The sequence below is a fragment of the Streptomyces sp. NPDC050610 genome, from assembly GCF_040654875.1.
In the GTDB taxonomy this organism is placed as follows: Bacteria; Actinomycetota; Actinomycetes; order Streptomycetales; family Streptomycetaceae; genus Streptomyces.
Genome location: NZ_JBFAIV010000053.1, coordinates 1 through 15,816 on the forward strand (window position 1 = coordinate 1; position 15,816 = coordinate 15,816).

The following is a 15,816-nucleotide window of genomic DNA, read 5'->3' on the forward strand; positions in this document are numbered from 1 at the left end:
TGCCGGGGGAGATGGCGTTTCCGGGTTTGCGGCCCGTAAATATGCGGTGGAGGACCCCACCCCGTAGGGCCCGGCCCCGCACCCACCACCGGCCGAAGGCCCCCCGCGCCGCCCGCCCCGAGCAGCGCGGAGGGCCTGTACCGCCCGTACCGCCGTCAGTGCTTCCCGTGCACGCTCCGCGCCGCCTGGATCTTCTTCCAGGACTTGGGCTGGGCGGGCTTGTCGTGCGTGCTACGGGCCGCGAGACCCGCCTTGGCCGCAGTCGGCGGAGCCGGTCGCTCCGTGCTGAACAGCCACGTGTCGAAGAGCGAGGCGAGCGGCTTGCCGGAGACCTGTTCCGCGAACTTCACGAAGTCCTGCACCGAGGCGTTGCCGTACTGGTGGGCGGCCGGCCAGCCCTTGAGGATGGCGAAGAAGTCCTTGTCACCGACCTTGTTGCGCAGCGCCTGGAGCGCGATGGCCCCCCGGTCGTACACGGCCGCGTCGAACTGCTTGTCCGCGCCCGGGTCGCCCGGCTTCACGGTCCAGAACGGGTCGTTCGCCGGGTACTGCGCGTACGTGTAGTCGGCGAGTTCCTGGGCGGTGCCCTCACCCTCCTTCTCCGACCACAGCCACTGCGCGTAGCTCGCGAACCCCTCGTTGACCCAGATGTCGCGCCAGTTCTTGACCGAGACGCTGTCCCCGTACCACTGGTGGGCCAGCTCGTGCACGACCACCGAGACGTTGGCGCCCTTGGCGAACTGCCCGGGGCTGTAGAACGGCCGGGTCTGCGTCTCCAGCGCGAAGTGCGACGGCACGTTCGGCACGTATCCGCCGACCGCGTCGAAGGGGTACGGGCCGAAGACGGAGCTGAGCCAGTCGACGACCTCGGCGCTCCGCTCGACGCTCGCCTTCGCGGCGCCCCCGTTCGCCCCGAGGTCCTTGCTGTAGGCGTTGATGACGGGCAGGCCGCTCGCGGTGGTGTCCGTGGTGACGTCGAACTTGCCGACGGCGAGCGTGGCCAGGTAGGAGGCCTGCGGCTTGCTGGAGCGCCAGTTGTAGCGGGTCCAGCCGAGCTTGGAGGACTTCGACTGGAGGGTGCCGTTGCTGATCGCCTGGGTGCCGTCCGGCACGGATACGGACACGTCGTACGTGGCCTTGTCGCGCGGGTGGTCGTTGCTCGGGAACCACCACCAGGCCGACTCGGGCTCCTGGGCCGCGACCCCGCCGTCCGGCGTGCGCTGCCACGAGGTGCTGCCGTTGACCTTGACCTTGGAGGGGACGCCGCGGTAGCGGACGACCACGCTGATCTGCTTGCCGGAGTCGAGCGCGGCGGAGGGCGTGATCTCCAGCTCGTGGGCGCCGGACCGGGCGAACTTCGCCTTCTTGCCGTTCACCAGGACTTCGCTCACGTCGAGCGCGAAGTCGAGGTTGAAGCGGGAGAGCGCCTGGGTGGTGGTGGCGAGCAGTGTCGCCGTGCCCTGGAGCTCGTCCGTCTTGGGCTGGTATTTGAGCCGCAGGTCGTAGTGGGAGACGTGGTAGCCGCCGTTGCCGGAGTCCGGGTAGTAGGGGTCCCCGATGCCCGGCGCGCCCGGCGACGCGCCGGCGGCCGAAGCGGGGATCGCCAGCAGCATTCCTGCGACGGCGGCGGCGCTCGGGACGATGAGTCTGTGACGCACGAATCCTCCAACTCGTTGGGGAGAACGATCATTCGAAGCCTATGTACTCACCGGGGCCGGGAGTTGTCCATGGCGCGTCATGTCATATGACCGTCATCCCGCAGACATCAACAGCCCGCCCGGCCCCACAAGCAAGCCGTTCGCCCCCTTCTGCACAGGAGTTCACTCGCGCTACGGTCCCGCCGTGTCCCTACGCACGCGGCAGACCCGCATCCCCTGGAAAGTCCTCTTCCTGGCGACCGTATCCGCCCTGTTGGCCGTGCTCCTCGCACCGGGCGCCGCGAGCGCGGCGCAGACCGGTTCGGGCGGGCAGAGCAGACCCGTCAACTCCTACGCACACGCGATACGGGAATCCGTGTGGGTGGACACCGGGATCGACGGCGACGGCAACGGCAAGAAGGACCGGGTCGCCGTCGACATCGTCCGGCCCCGGGAAGCGGCCCAGCAGGGCCGCAAGGTGCCCGTGATCATGGACGCCAGCCCCTACTACTCCTGCTGCGGCCGAGGCAACGAGAGCCAGAAGAAAACCTACGACGCCCAGGGCAAACCGGTCCTCTTCCCGCTCTTCTACGACAACTACTTCGTGCCGCGCGGCTACGCCACCGTCCTGGTCGACCTCGCCGGAACCAACCGCTCCGACGGCTGCGTGGACGTCGGTGGCCGCTCCGACGTCCAGTCCGCCAAGGCCGTCGTCGACTGGCTGAACGGGCGCGCCCGCGGCTATCGAGACCGTACGGGCGATGCGGCGGTGACGGCGGACTGGACCACCGGCGCCGTCGGCATGATCGGCAAGAGCTACGACGGGACCGTCGCCAACGGAGTCGCCGCGACCGGGGTCGACGGCCTCAAGACCATCGTGCCCATCGGCGGCATCAGCTCCTGGTACGACTACTACTTCGCCAAGGGCGCCGCCCTCTACGACGGCGGCCCCGACCAGCTCTCCAACGGCATCGAGAGCTCCGAGGCGCGCGCCCGCTGCCAGGCCGTACAGCGCAGGCTCGTCGAGGGCGCGCCCCGCAACGGCGACTTCACCCCGCTGTGGGCCGAGCGCGACTACGTGCCGAACGCCGACAAGGTGCGCGCCAGCGTCTTCGTGGTGCACGGCATGCAGGACCTCAACGTGCGCACCAAGCACTTCGGCCAGTGGTGGGACGCGCTCGCGCAGAACGGCGTGGAGCGGAAGATCTGGCTCTCGCAGACCGGCCACGTGGACCCGTTCGACTTCCGCCGCGCCGAGTGGACCGAGACGCTGCACCGCTGGTTCGACCACTACCTCCTCGGCTACCGCAACGGCGTCGAGCGCGAGCCGATGGCCGACATCGAGCGCCACCCCGACCAGTGGAGCACCGACCGGAGCTGGCCGCCGCAGGGCACTTCCGCCACCGCCCTCCGCCCGGCGAACGGCCCGGTCGCGGGCGTCGGCACGCTCGGCGTCAAGCGCGCCCCGGCCGGGGCCACCGCTTCGTTCACGGACGACCCGAAGCTGAACGAGCAGGACTGGGCGACCGACATCGACCGGTCGACCCCGTCCAAGACCGGCTTCGTCACCCCCGTACTCGGGCGCGATCTGCGCGTGTCCGGCTCCTCGAAGGTCGCCCTGAAGGTCACTCCGTCCACCTCTTCGGCCCACCTCTCGGCGGTCCTCGTCGACCTGGGCCCCGACACCATCCGCGACTACGAGGGCGCGGGCGAAGGCATCACGACCCTCGCCGACCGCACCTGCTGGGGCAGCAGCACGCCCGGCGACAGCGCCTGCTACAAGCGGACCGCCGCCGACACGAAGCAGACCGGCCACACCGTCTTCAGCCGGGGCTGGGCCGACCTCGGCCATTACGCCGACCTCTGGCACGGACAGCGGCTGACACCCGGCAAGCCCTACAGCATCACCCTGGACCTCGCCGCGAGCGACCATGTCGTCCCGGCGGGCCACCGGCTGGCGCTGATCGTGGCGGGCACCGACAAGGGGCTGATCGAACCCGCCGACACCGCCCCGAAGCTGACGGTCGACCTCGCCGACAGCGCGGCCCAGGTGCCGGTGGTCGGCGGCTACCCGGCCTTCGTACGGGCCACATCGGGCGGCTCCCGCTCCTGAGCGCTCCTGAGCGTTCCTGAGCGGCGGGCTCGGGGAGGTAGAAGTAGCGGCATGCCCCCACGGCGCGCAGACGCACCGCACTTCCCCGAGTCCGCCCGGCGGCCCGCCGCACCGCCCTGTTTCCGCCGGATGTCTGGTTCGATACCCGCCCCGCGTCTACGCTGAGCCCATCCGCCGGCGTCGGCGACTCCAAGAGGCCGGCCGGATCCACGGGGGGCGCGATGGGCGTACGGCTGCTCCTGACCGATGACCAGGCCGTGACGCGGGCCGGTTTCGAGGCGCTGCTGACGCGGACGCCGGACCTGACGGTGGTCGGGGAGGCGGCGGGCCCCGACGCCGCGGTGGACCTCGCCGAGCGGCTGAAACCCGATGTCATCCTGATCAACCTCCGCGGGCTGGACCGCGTCCAGCTCGCGCTGCTGATGAAGCGGCTGCGCTGTCCGGGATGCGCCCCGGACAGCGCCGTTCTCCTGGTCGAGTGCCCGGAGAACGGGATCGGCTTCGCCGACGTGCTGGCCGCGGGCGGCAGCGGCTGCGTGACGCAGGACGCCGCCCGCGGGGCGCTCGTCAGCGCCGTCATGCTCGTCTCCCACGGCGGCGTCGCCTGCCTGCCCGGCGATGGGCTGCGGCGGCTGCTCGCCGATCGGCGCACGGCGGACGAGGAGTGTCCGCCGTCCGTCCATTCGCTCCACTCGCTCACCGACCGCGAGACGGCCGTGCTCGGACTGCTGGCCCAGGGGCTGAGCAACGGCGAGATGGCGGCGGAGCTGCATCTCGCCGTGACCACCGTGAAGAAGCACCTGGCCGGTGCGATGCGGAAGATCGACGAACCGAACCGGGTGCGGGCCGCGCTGTTCGCGTTCCGGCACCGGCTGAACGCCCAGGCCGCGCACCGCGATTGAGCGGAGCGGTCCTTCGGAACCACCGGGCGGGACCGATCGGACAACGGGTTCGGCGAACAGTGCCCGTCGGGACAATGTCCTGTAGTTGAAGCCCGTTTAGGATGGCTGGTCCACCAGACGCTCTCGGGCAGGGGGACGTCATCGACGCCGCACCGCTGGAAACCGGAGCAGCCCCCGCGCGGTGCGGCGCGCGGCCCACGGCACCGCTCCGTCCGCCGCCCTGGTGGGCCCTGCCGACGCGAGGGGCGGAGCGGTCCGCTCATGGACAAGAGGGCTGCGGGACCAGACACGAATCGAGCACGCCACTCGGCGCCGGGGGGCTCACATGTCGGTGTTCGACCGCTTCGCCGGCCATGAACAGGTGCTGTTCACCGCCTGCGAGGCCAGCGGCCTGAAGTGCCTGATCGCCGTCCACTCCACGGCGCTCGGACCGGCCCTCGGCGGCACCCGCTTCCTGCCGTACGCCTCGGAGACCCGGGCCCTCGACGACGCCCTGCGGCTCTCCCAGGCCATGACGTACAAGGCGGCCTGTGCCGGGCTCGACATCGGCGGCGGCAAGGGCATCGTCATCGGCGACCCCGCCCGCCTGAAGACCGAAGCCGTGCTGCGCGGCTACGGCCAGGCGGTGGAGAGCCTCGGCGGCCGCTACATCGCGGCCTGCGACATGGGCACCACCCCCGCCGACCTCGCCGTCGTCGGCCGCGAGACCCGCTGGGCCCGGGGCACCGAGCCCGTCGAGGGCGGCTCCGGGGACTCCGCCGTCATGACCGCGTACGGCCTCTACCTCGGCATCAAGGCGTGCCTGCTGCACCGCGACGGCTCCGACGTACTGGCCGGACGGCACATCGCCGTCGACGGCGTCGGCAAGGTCGGACGGCGGCTCGCCGCCCTGCTGCACGACGACGGCGCCCAGCTGTACGTCGGCGACATCGACGCGGCGGCGGCCGAGCGGGCGGCCGACGCCTACGACGCGGTGGCCCTGGAGCCCGAGAAGCTCTACGGCCTCGACGTCGACGTCCTCAGCCCGAACTCCGTCGGCGGCGTCCTGAACGACGCGAGCATCCCCGACCTGCGCTGCCGCATCGTCGCGGGAGCCGCCAACAACCAGCTCGCCGCCGCCCGGCACGCCCAGGCGCTCGCGGACCGCGACATCCTCTACGCCCCCGACTTCGTGGTCAACGCCGGCGGCCTCATCCAGGTCGTCGACGAACTGCACGAGGGCGGCCCCGTGGCGGAACGGGCCCGCGCCCGCGTCAGGGCCATCCCCGACCGGCTGCTGGAGATCTTCGCGCGGTCGGCGGCCGAGGGGATCAGCACCGAACGGGCCGCCGAACTCCTCGCCGAGGAGCGGCTGCGCTCCATCGGGGCGCTGCGGTCCTTCTGGCAGCCCTTCCGGACCGCCCGCCGCCACGGCGGGAGATAGACCGCCGGGCGGTGCGGCGGGGGATGGACGGCCGCGCGGCGCGCGCCCCGGCCGCGACGGCGTCCGCCGGGCGGAGTGGTCGCCGCCCTCCCCAGTGACCGCCCGGCGGAGCCGGTCACAGCCGCCCCGACCTGCGTTCGAGCAGCAGCAGCCAGGCGAGATACAGCCCGCCCGCGACGCCCGTGACCACCCCGACCGGCAGGATCGCCGACCCCGAGACCCGCTGGGCCGTCCAGTCCGCGGCGGTGACCAGCACCGCGCCCATCCACGCGGCGGGCAGCACGTTCGGCCCCGCCGACCGGGTCAGCCGCCGGGCGAGCTGCGGAGCGGCCAGCGCCACGAACGGGATCGGGCCCGCCGCCGCGACGGCCATCGCCGTCAGCCCCGTACCGGTCGCGAGCAGCCATACACGGCTGCGCTCCGGCGCGACGCCCAGCGCGGCCGCCGCCTCGTCGCCCATCTCCAGCATCGACAGCCGCCGCGTGAGCCCCAGCACGACCGGGACCAGCACCACGATCCCCAGCGCCGCCACCCGCACATCGCTCCAGCCGCGCCCGTTCAGGCTGCCGATCATCCAGGTGGCCGCCTCCGCGGCCTTGCCGATGTCGGCCCGTATGAACAGGTAGCTGGTCAGGGAGGAGAGCACCGCCGACGCGCCGATGCCGATCAGCACCAGCCGGTAGCCGTGCACGCCCCGCTGCCAGGCCAGCAGGTAGACCGCGAACGCGGTCGCCAGCCCGCCCGCCACCGCGCCGACGGCGGTCTGCACGGTCCCCGCCTCCAGCACGATGATCGCGATCAGCGCGCCGGCCGACGCGCCGCTGCCGAAGCCGATGATGTCCGGGCTGCCCAGCGGGTTGCGGGACAGCGACTGGAACACCGCGCCGCTCATGCCCATCGCGAACCCGGCGAGCAGCCCGTCCAGGACGCGCGGCATCCGCAACTCGTTCACCACGAAGTCCGCGCCGGGCGGCCCGTCGCCGAAGAGCGTGCGGACCACCTCCGCCGGGCTCAGCTCGTACGCGCCCATGCCCAGCGAGAGCACCGTCAGGGCCGCCCCCAGCACGGCCAGCACCGCGCAGACCAGCAGCACCCGCCGCCGGAAGCGGAACGAGAGCCCGCCGCGCGTGCGCACCATCAGGACGGCGGGAGCCTTGGGACGCGCGGGTGCGCGCAGGACGTTCACAGGTGGGCCACCTTGCGCCGGCGGACGAGTTGGATGAACAGCAGGCCGCCGAGGAACGCGGTCACGACCCCGACCTCGATCTCGGACGGCGGTACGAGCACCCGGCCGACGATGTCCGAGCCGAGCAGCAGCACCGGCGCGAAGACCGCGCAGTACGGGAACAGCCAGCGGGTGTCCGGCCCGCAGAACGCCCGTACCGCGTGCGGGATCATCAGCCCGATGAAGCCGATCGGCCCGCACACGGCCGTCGCGGCCCCGCACAGCAGGGTGATCGCGACGATCGACAGCACACGGGTGCGGCCGAGGTGCGCGCCCAGCGAGCGCGCCGTGTCGTCGCCGAGCGCCATCGCGTTCAGCGGCCGGGCCAGCGCCAGGGCGAGGAGCGCGCCCGCCACCAGGAACGGCAGGGCGGGCATCAGCAGATCGCCGCGGCGCCCCGCGAGGGTCCCGATCGACCAGTGCCGCATGGTCTCCAGCGCGCTCAGATCCCACAGTTGGAGGCCGTTGACGTACCCGAAGAGCGCCGCGTTGACGGCGGTGCCGGCCAGTGCGAGGCGTACGGGCGTCGCGGCCCGGCTGCCGCCCAGCGCGTTGACCGCCACCGCAGCCACCCCGGCCCCCGCGAACGCGAACCACAGATAGCCGGTGAAGGAGGTGACCCCCAGCAGGCTGATCGCGGTGACCACGGCGGCCGACGCGCCCGCGTTCACGCCGAGCAGCCCCGGATCGGCGAGCGGGTTGCGGGTCAGCGTCTGCATGACCGCGCCCGCCAGCCCCAGCGCCGCGCCCACCGCGACGCCGATCGCGGTCCGCGGCAGCCGCAGCCCCCGCACGATGTGGTCGTTCTCCGTGCCCGTCGCCTCGAACAGGCCGTGCCACACCTGGTCGAGCGGAATCTGCTTGGCGCCGACGGCGATGCTCGCCAGCACGGCCACCGTGAGCAGCGCCAGGCCCACCAGCAGCCCGGTGGCCCGCACGGCCCGCCGGGCGCCGGGCGCGGCGGGCGGCGCGGCCTCGGGGGCGGCGAGGGCCGCGGTCACGCCGCGCTGCTCTCGCGGCCGCCGCCCGCACGCGAGCCCGAGCCCACATCCGCACCATCGCCCGCGCCCGCGCCCGCACCCGCGCGGAAGCGGCGGCACTCCTCGTACGACGGCAGCAGCCCGTCCCGCTCGGCCCGCGCCAGCGACGGCGCGGCGGCGTCCTTCTCCGACAGCAGCGGCGCGACGCCCCGCGGCCACTCGATGCCCAGCTCCGGATCGAGCGGGTGCACCCCGTGCTCGCGCTGCGGGTGATAGCCGGTCGAGCAGAGATAGACGGCGGTCGCGTCGTCGGTGAGCGCCATGAAGGCGTGGCCGAGCCCCTCGGAGAGGTAGACGGCGCGATGGGTCTCGTCGTCCAGGAGCACCGCCTCCCACGCGCGGTACGTGGGGGAGCCGACCCGCAGGTCCACCACGACGTCGAGGATCGCGCCCCGCACGCAGGTGACGTACTTGGCCTGGCCCGGCGGCACGTCGGCGAAGTGCACGCCGCGCAGCGTGCCGCGCCGGGACCGGGAGCAGTTGGCCTGCGCGAGCAGCGGGGCGTGACCCGCGGCGGCGGCGAAGTCCGGGGCCCGGAACCACTCGTGGAAGCTGCCCCGGTCGTCGCGGTGGATCTGCGGTTCGCGCGTCCACGCGCCCTCGATGGTCATCGGGCGCATGACGCCCCTCCTTGGGTTCGCTCGGTTCCGTTGATGCCCGCCGTGCCCGCGGTGACGGCGGCGAATTCGGCGTGCAGCGCGTCGCGCCAGTGCCGGGGCCGCGGCAGCCCGGCCGCCGCCCACCGGTCGTGGCCCAGCACGCTCCACGCGGGGCGTGGCGCGGGGCGGCCCAGCGAGCCGCTGTCGATGGGCCGCACCCGGCCGGGGTCGGCGCCGGCCAGCCGGAAGACCTCGCGGGCCAGTTCGTACCAGGTGGTGCGGCCGCCGGCGGTGGCGTGGAAGACGCCCGGCCGCAGCGGGCCCCGGCCCAGCGCCAGGAGCCGGCGCGCGACGTCCCCGGTGGCGGTGGGCTGGCCGTACTGGTCGTCGACGACGTGCACCGTGCCGTCGCCCGCGGCCCGCTCGGCCATGGTGCGCACGAAGTTGCGGCCGTAGGGCCCGTACAGCCAGGCGGTGCGCACGACCGTGCCCGCGCGCGGCAGCTCGTCGAGCACCGCGCGCTCACCGGCCAGTTTGGTCCGCCCGTACGCGGTGCGCGGGCCGGGCTCGGCGTCCTCCGGGTAGGGCGCGTCGGCGTCGCCGGGGAAGACGTAGTCGGTGGAGACGTGCAGCAGCCGGGCGCCGGTGGCCGCGCAGGCGCGGGCGAGCACCCGCACCGCCTCGCCGTTGACGCGCAGCGCCCGCTCCTCGTCGGACTCGGCCGCGTCGACGTCCGTCCAGGCCGCGCAGTTGACGACCACGGCGGGGCGGGCCCGGTGCAGGGCGCAGGCGACGGCCCGCTCGTCGGTGAGGTCGAGGTCGTGGCGGGTCAGCGGGAGGGCCGAGACGCGCTCGGCGGTCAGCAGCCGGCACAGGTCGCGGCCGAGCATCCCGCCGGCGCCGGTGATCAGCCAGCGGGTCACCGGCGCTCACCACGCGCTCCGGCCGGCTGTGCGGCCGCTCGCGGGGCGGGCGCCCACCAGGACCGGTTGGCGCGGTACCAGTCGACGGTCTCGGCGAGCCCGTCCTCGAAGGAGTGGCGCGGCCGGTAGCCCAACTCGGTGCGGATCTTCGACCAGTCGACGGAGTAGCGCCGGTCGTGGCCCTTGCGGTCGGCGACCCGCTCGACCCGCTCCCAGCCGGCCCCGCAGGCGGCCAGCAGCCGCTCGGTGAGTTCGGTGTTGCTGAGTTCGGTGCCGCCGCCGATGTTGTAGACCTCGCCGGGCCGCCCGGCGTCGAGTACGAGCCGCAGCGCGCGGCAGTGGTCGTCGACGTGCAGCCAGTCGCGGACGTTGGCGCCGTCGCCGTAGAGCGGGACGCTGCCGCCGTCCAGGAGCCGCGTGGTGAACAGCGGGATGACCTTCTCGGGGTGCTGGTACGGGCCGTAGTTGTTGGAGCAGCGGGTCACGGACAAGTCGAGCCCGTGAGTGCGGTGGTGGGCGAGCGCGAGCAGGTCGGAGCCCGCCTTCGACGCGGAGTAGGGGGAGTTGGGGGCCAGCGGCCGGTCCTCGTCCCACGACCCGGAGGCGATCGAGCCGTACACCTCGTCGGTGGAGACGTGCACGAAACGCGCGATGCGGTGCCGCACCGCCGACTCCAGCAGCACCTGGGTGCCCAGCACGTTGGTCGACGCGAACTCCTGCCCGCCCGCGATGGACCGGTCCACATGCGACTCGGCGGCGAAGTGCACGACCATGTCGTGGCGGGCGAGGAGGGAGTCGACGAGCCGACCGTCGCGGATGTCGCCCTCGGCGAAGGTGAAGCGTGAATCGCCTTGCACTGTCTGGAGGTTGGCGAGGTTTCCGGCGTAGGTCAGGGAGTCCAGGGCGGTGACGGCGAGCGCTCCGCCGGGCCCCTCGGGGCCGAGCAGGGTGCGGACGAAGTGGGAGCCGATGAAGCCGGCCCCGCCGGTGACGAGGATTCTCATGGGTGTCCAGGAGGTGATGAGCGGTCAGGCGGTCGGGTCTGCGCGGCGTCAGGGGGTGATCTGGACCTGGCTGTGGTCGCCGAGGACGAGGCGGTGGGCGCGGGGGGCGCGGGCGGCGCCGGTCACCCGGACCGTACGGCCGATGAGGGAGCCCTCGATCCGGCCGACGCCCTCGATGCGGGAGCCGTCGAGCACGATGGAGAACTCCACCTCGCTGTCGCTGATCAGGCAGTCGTCGGCGACCGAGGTGGAGGGGCCGATGTAGGAGTCGCGCACGACGCTGCCCGCGCCGATGACCGCGGGGCCCACGATCCGGGAGCGCACGACGCTGGCGCCGGCCTCCACCCGTACCCGGCCGACGAGTTCGCTCTCCCCGTCGACGGTGCCGAGCACGGCGGGCGGCATGGCTTCGAGCACGGTGCGGTTGACCTCCAGCATGTCGGTGACGTTGCCGGTGTCCTTCCAGTAGCCGCTGATGACGGTGGAGCGGACGGTGCGGCCGTCCTCGACGAGCCACTGGATGGCGTCGGTTATCTCCAGCTCGCCGCGCGCGGACGGCGTGATGGACCGTACGGCCTCGTGCACGGCCGGGGTGAAGAGGTAGACGCCGACCAGCGCGAGGTCGCTGCGCGGCGCGCTGGGCTTCTCCTCCAGCCGTACCACCGCGCCGTCCGGGTCGAGTTCGGCGACGCCGAATGCGCTGGGATTGTCGACCTTCGTCAGCAGGATGCGGGCGTCGGGGCGGGCGGCGCGGAACTCCTCGACCAGTTCGGTGATGCCGCCCACGACGAAGTTGTCGCCGAGGTACATCACGAAGTCGTCGTCGCCGAGCCAGTCGCGGGCGATGAGCACGGCGTGCGCCAGGCCCAGCGGGCGGGTCTGCGGCAGATAGCTGACGCGGGCCCCGAAGCGGGAGCCGTCGCCGACCGCCGCCCGGATCTCCGCCTCCGTGTCGCCGACGACGATGCCGATGTCGGTGATCCCGGCGGCGACGAGCGACTCGATGCCGTAGAAGAGCACGGGTTTGTTGGCGACGGGGACGAGCTGCTTGGCCGCGGTGTGCGTGATGGGGCGCAGCCTGCTGCCGGTGCCTCCGGAGAGGACAAGTGCCTTCATGAGGGGGTCATCCTTGGGTGACGGGGGCGGACGCGTTTTCAGCGTTCTCGGCGCTCTCAGCGTTCTCGGAGTTCTCGGCGCTCTCGGCGTGTACAGCGCTCTCGGCGTTCTCAGCGGGTTCGGCGATGGTGTCTGCGGTCGCCGTCTGGTGCCGCCACAGCCGGGCGTACGGGCCGTCAGCCGTCAACAGCGCGTCATGCGTGCCCTGTTCGGCGACCTTGCCGTCGTCGAGGACGACGATCCGGTCCGCGCGGGCGGCCGTGGCGAGCCGGTGCGCGACCACGACGGTCGTACGGCCGGTGGCGAGGCGGTCCCCGGCGTCGAGGACGCTCTGCTCGGTGGCCGGGTCCAGCGCGGCCGTCGCCTCGTCGAGAAGGAGCAGGCCGGGGGCGACCAGCTCGGCGCGGGCCAGCGCGATGAGCTGCCGCTGTCCGGCGGACAGGCTCGCGCCGCGCTCGCCGACCGGCTGCCGGAAGCCGTAGGGCTGGGCGGCCACGGCGGGCAGCGCGCCCACCGCCCGCACCGCGGCCTCGACCTCGCCGTCGCTCGCCTCCGGCCGCCCGTAGCGGACGTTGGCGGCGATGTCGCCGGTGAAGAGGTGGGCCTCCTGGGGCACCACGCCCAGCAGCCGGCGGTACGCGGACGGCTCGTACTCCTTGATGTCCGCGCCGTCGACCAGGACCCGGCCCTCGCTCGCGTCGTAGAAGCGGGCGAGGAGCTTGACGACGGTGGACTTCCCCGCGCCCGTGGCGCCGACCAGCGCGACCGTCTCGCCGGGCCGTACGCGCAGGCTGACGCCCTCCAGGGAGGGCCGCTCCGCGCCCGGGTAGCGGTGGGTGACGTCGCGCAGCTCGATCTCGCCGCGCAGCTGGTCCGGGACGGGCGCGGGGCTCTCGGCGGTCGGCACGGAGGCCGGTACGCGCAGCAGCTCCACGGTGCGGCGCAGCCCGACGGACGCCTGCTGGTAGCTGTCGAAGGCGAGGGACAGCTGTTGCACGGGGGCGAAGAACATGCCCAGGTAGAGCATGAAGGCGACGAGCACGCCGGGGCTCAGCGAGCCGTCGGCGACCCAGCCCGCGCCCACCAGCAGCACCAGCGCCTTGGAGAGTTCGGCGGTGAGGTTGATGCACGGGAAGTAGACGGCGGCGTAGCGCTGCGCTTTGAGCCGGGCGGTGCGGTAGCTCTCGGAGAGTTTCCCGAACGCCTCGGCGGTGTGCCCCTCGCGGTTCTGCGACTGGGCGACGCGCAGCCCGGTGACGTTCTCCTGGAGGCTGGAGTTGACCTCGCCGATGCGCTGCCGGGCGTCGGTGTAGGCGGCCGAGGAGAGCCGCCAGAAGACGGTCGTGGCGATGGCGACCAGCGGCAGCAGGGCGAGCGCGGTGAGGGCGAGCGACACGTCGACGGCGAGCATCGCGATGACCGCGGCGCACAGCGTGGCGAGCGCCGCGACGGCGGTGAGCAGGTTGGTCTGGAGGAACGCGGAGAGCGCGTCGATGTCGTTGACCATCCGCGTCATGATCTGGCCGCCGCGCTCGCGTTCGTAGAAGTCCAGCCCCAGCCGCTGGAGTTGGGCGAACGTGCGGATGCGCAGCCCGTACAGCACCCGTTCCCCGGCGCGCCGGGTGACGCGTGCCTGGAGCGTCAGCGCGACCCAGCCGCCCGCGACGACGAGGAGGGCGAACAGGGCGGTGGTGGCCAGCACCCCGCCGTCGCCGGCGTCCACGCCCGCGTCCAGGCCGTGCCGTACGAGCAGGGGCAGGGCGATGGTCGCCAGGGAGTCGGCGGCGACCAAGGCGAGGCCGAGGAGCAGGGCCGCGCGCACCGGCCGCAGCAGGCGGGAGAGCTTGAACTTAGGGTCAGGGGCGCGGAGTTCGCGTTCGTCGAGGCGCGGGTCGTCGGTGGGCTCGTCCGTCGGCTCCGAGGCGTCGGTGACGGCGGGCTCCGGCCAGAGCTCCGGCGTGATGCCGTCGCCCGCCGGGCGGTCGGCGGGGCTGACGGGTGTGTCGATGGTGTCGCCGGGGCCCGCCAGCAGTTCGCGGAAGAGCGCGCAGCGCTCCGTCAGCTCGGCCTGGGTGCCGGTGTCCACGACGCGTCCGCCGTCCAGTACGGCGATCCGGTCGGCGAGGGCGAGGGTGGAGCGGCGGTGCGCGATCAGCAGGGTCGTGCGGTCGGTGGTGACGGCCCGCAGGGTGGCCTGGATGGCGGCCTCGGTGACGGTGTCCACCGCGGAGGTGGCGTCGTCGAGGACGAGGACCCGGGGGTCGGCGAGGAGGGCGCGGGCCAGGACGATGCGCTGGCGCTGGCCGCCGGAGAGCGTCAGGCCGCGCTCGCCGACCTCGGTGGCGTAGCCGTCGGGCAGCCGGGAGACGAAGCCGTGCGCCTCGGCGGCCTCGGCGGCGGCCCGTACCTGCTCGTCGGCGGCGTCCGGGCGACCGTAGGCGATGTTGTCCCGGATCGAGCAGGAGAAGAGGAACGGCTCCTCGAAGACCACGCCGATGGTGGAGCGCAGGGAGGCCAGGGTGAGTTCACGGGCGTCGGTGTTCGCGTCGGGCGGGCCGACGAGGACGGAGCCGTGCTGCGGGTCGTAGAAGCGGGCCAGGAGCAGGGAGACGGTGGATTTGCCGGAGCCGGACGGCCCGACCAGCGCGAGCGTCTCGCCGGGGCGCACCGCGAGCGACGCCCCGTCCAGGACCGGGTCGCTGGGCGCGTACCCGAACCGTACGTCCCGCAGCTCGATGCCGACCGGCCCGGCCGGGACCTCGCGGGCGTCGGGCGCCTCGGTGATCTCGGGCTGGGCGTCGACGAGTTCGTAGACCCGCTCGGCGGCGGCGCGGGCCTGCTGCGCGGTGACGAGGAAGCTCGCGAAGAGGCGGGCGGGCCCGGCGAGCAGCGCGAGGTAGGCGGCGAAGGCGAGGAAGGTGCCGAGGTCGATGCTGCCGCGCAGGGCCAGCCAGCCGCCGAGCGCGAGCACCCCGACCTGGCCGAGGGCGGGGAGCGCGGACATGGTGGCGGTCGCGGTGGCCTGGATGCGCGAGACGCGCACCCGGCGGCCGAACAGGGCGCGGGCCGCGCGCGCGAGCCGGTCGGTCTCGCGGCCCTCCTGGCCGAAGCCCTTGACGACCCGGACGCCGGTGACGGCCTCCTCGACGTGCTCGGCGATCTCGGCCGCGCCCGCCTGCGCGGCGCGCGTCGCCGGTACGAGCCGGGCGCGGCTGCGGGCGGCGACCCAGGCGGTGGCGGGGACGACGGTCAGCGCGACGAGGGTGAGCAGGGGAGAGAGCCAGAGCATCGCGCCGACCGCGACGAGGAAGAGCGCGCTGGTGCCCAGCGGGATGGGCAGCATGCCGAGCATCATCTGCACTTGCTGGAGGTCGCTGTTGGCGCGCGAGACGACCTGGCCGGTGCGCAGTGCGTCCTGTTTGATCCCGTCGAGCCGCTGCACGGAGGAGAAGACCTCCGTGCGCAGCTGGTGCTGCACACCCAGGGCGAGCTTGCCGGCGGCGTACCGGCGAGTGAACTCCGCGCCGAACTGGACCAGCGCGAGCGCGGTGAGCGCCGCCGCCAGCCAGCCGATGCGGCCGGTGTTCCCGGCGACGGCGTCGTTGACGCCGAGCCGGGCGAGGAGTGGGCCGATGGCCTCAAGTCCCGTTCCCAGAACGGAACTCAGTGCTACTGCGAGAAGGAGTCGAGGGTGGTGGCGGCACGCGGCGCCGAGCCTGCGTATCCAGCCGGGGGATGTTGTTGAGCTGCTGGGCACGTGATTAGCTTAGGCTTACCTAAGTAAAGGTCGCCACGTTCTCCGTGTGACCTCGGCCACACTCGCCCCGAGTGCAC

The 15,816-nt window shown here is 73.3% G+C and carries 11 protein-coding genes; 3 read left to right on the top strand and 8 right to left on the bottom strand.

Features of this window, described 5'->3' with window-relative positions:
* Window positions 1-155: 155 nt before the first annotated feature.
* The gene (locus AB0I22_RS36790; protein ID WP_363135378.1) at window positions 156-1,658 is read right to left on the bottom strand and encodes a M1 family metallopeptidase; all 1,503 of its coding nucleotides are present in this window, start codon (window positions 1,656-1,658) and stop codon (window positions 156-158) included.
* Window positions 1,659-1,842: 184 nt separating this feature from the next.
* Here AB0I22_RS36790 and AB0I22_RS36795 point away from each other — a divergent pair, with 184 nt between their 5' ends.
* The 3 genes from AB0I22_RS36795 (at window position 1,843) to AB0I22_RS36805 (ending at window position 6,075) form a co-directional block, all read left to right on the top strand.
* Window positions 1,843-3,750 carry a Xaa-Pro dipeptidyl-peptidase gene (locus tag AB0I22_RS36795; protein ID WP_363135379.1) on the top strand — a complete coding sequence of 636 codons (1,908 nt, stop codon included), beginning with the start codon at window positions 1,843-1,845 and terminating at the stop codon, window positions 3,748-3,750.
* 221 nt (window positions 3,751-3,971) lie between these two features.
* Entirely contained in the window at window positions 3,972-4,652 is a 681-nt protein-coding gene (locus AB0I22_RS36800; protein WP_363135380.1) for a response regulator transcription factor, read from the top strand.
* A gap of 325 nt (window positions 4,653-4,977) precedes the next feature.
* Entirely contained in the window at window positions 4,978-6,075 is a 1,098-nt protein-coding gene (locus tag AB0I22_RS36805; protein WP_363135381.1) for a Glu/Leu/Phe/Val dehydrogenase dimerization domain-containing protein, read from the top strand.
* Between the two features lie 115 nt (window positions 6,076-6,190).
* Here AB0I22_RS36805 and AB0I22_RS36810 read toward each other — a convergent pair whose 3' ends face one another.
* The 7 genes from AB0I22_RS36810 to AB0I22_RS36840 are packed head-to-tail and all read right to left on the bottom strand — an operon-like array spanning window position 6,191 to window position 15,739.
* Entirely contained in the window at window positions 6,191-7,261 is a 1,071-nt protein-coding gene (locus AB0I22_RS36810) for an iron chelate uptake ABC transporter family permease subunit (RefSeq protein ID WP_363135382.1), read from the bottom strand.
* Window positions 7,258-8,301 (bottom strand): iron chelate uptake ABC transporter family permease subunit, encoded by a 1,044-nt coding sequence (locus tag AB0I22_RS36815; RefSeq protein WP_363135383.1) that lies wholly within the window; start codon window positions 8,299-8,301, stop codon window positions 7,258-7,260. Before AB0I22_RS36815 ends, AB0I22_RS36810 begins: the two co-directional genes overlap by 4 nt.
* Window positions 8,298-8,960, bottom strand: a complete 663-nt coding sequence (rfbC, locus tag AB0I22_RS36820) for a dTDP-4-dehydrorhamnose 3,5-epimerase (RefSeq protein WP_363135384.1) — start codon at window positions 8,958-8,960, stop codon at window positions 8,298-8,300. The genes AB0I22_RS36815 and rfbC overlap by 4 nt, the downstream gene beginning before the upstream one ends.
* Window positions 8,948-9,862 carry a dTDP-4-dehydrorhamnose reductase gene (gene rfbD, locus AB0I22_RS36825; RefSeq protein WP_363135385.1) on the bottom strand — a complete coding sequence of 305 codons (915 nt, stop codon included), beginning with the start codon at window positions 9,860-9,862 and terminating at the stop codon, window positions 8,948-8,950. Before rfbD ends, rfbC begins: the two co-directional genes overlap by 13 nt.
* A complete protein-coding gene (gene rfbB / locus AB0I22_RS36830; RefSeq protein WP_363135386.1) occupies window positions 9,859-10,866 on the bottom strand; it encodes a dTDP-glucose 4,6-dehydratase in 1,008 nt (335 codons plus the stop codon). The genes rfbD and rfbB overlap by 4 nt, the downstream gene beginning before the upstream one ends.
* Window positions 10,867-10,914: 48 nt before the next feature.
* A complete protein-coding gene (locus tag AB0I22_RS36835; protein WP_363135387.1) occupies window positions 10,915-11,982 on the bottom strand; it encodes a glucose-1-phosphate thymidylyltransferase in 1,068 nt (355 codons plus the stop codon).
* A 7-nt stretch (window positions 11,983-11,989) separates the two neighbouring features.
* Window positions 11,990-15,739 (bottom strand): ABC transporter ATP-binding protein, encoded by a 3,750-nt coding sequence (locus tag AB0I22_RS36840; RefSeq protein WP_363135388.1) that lies wholly within the window; start codon window positions 15,737-15,739, stop codon window positions 11,990-11,992.
* Between the last annotated feature and the right edge of the window lie 77 nt (window positions 15,740-15,816).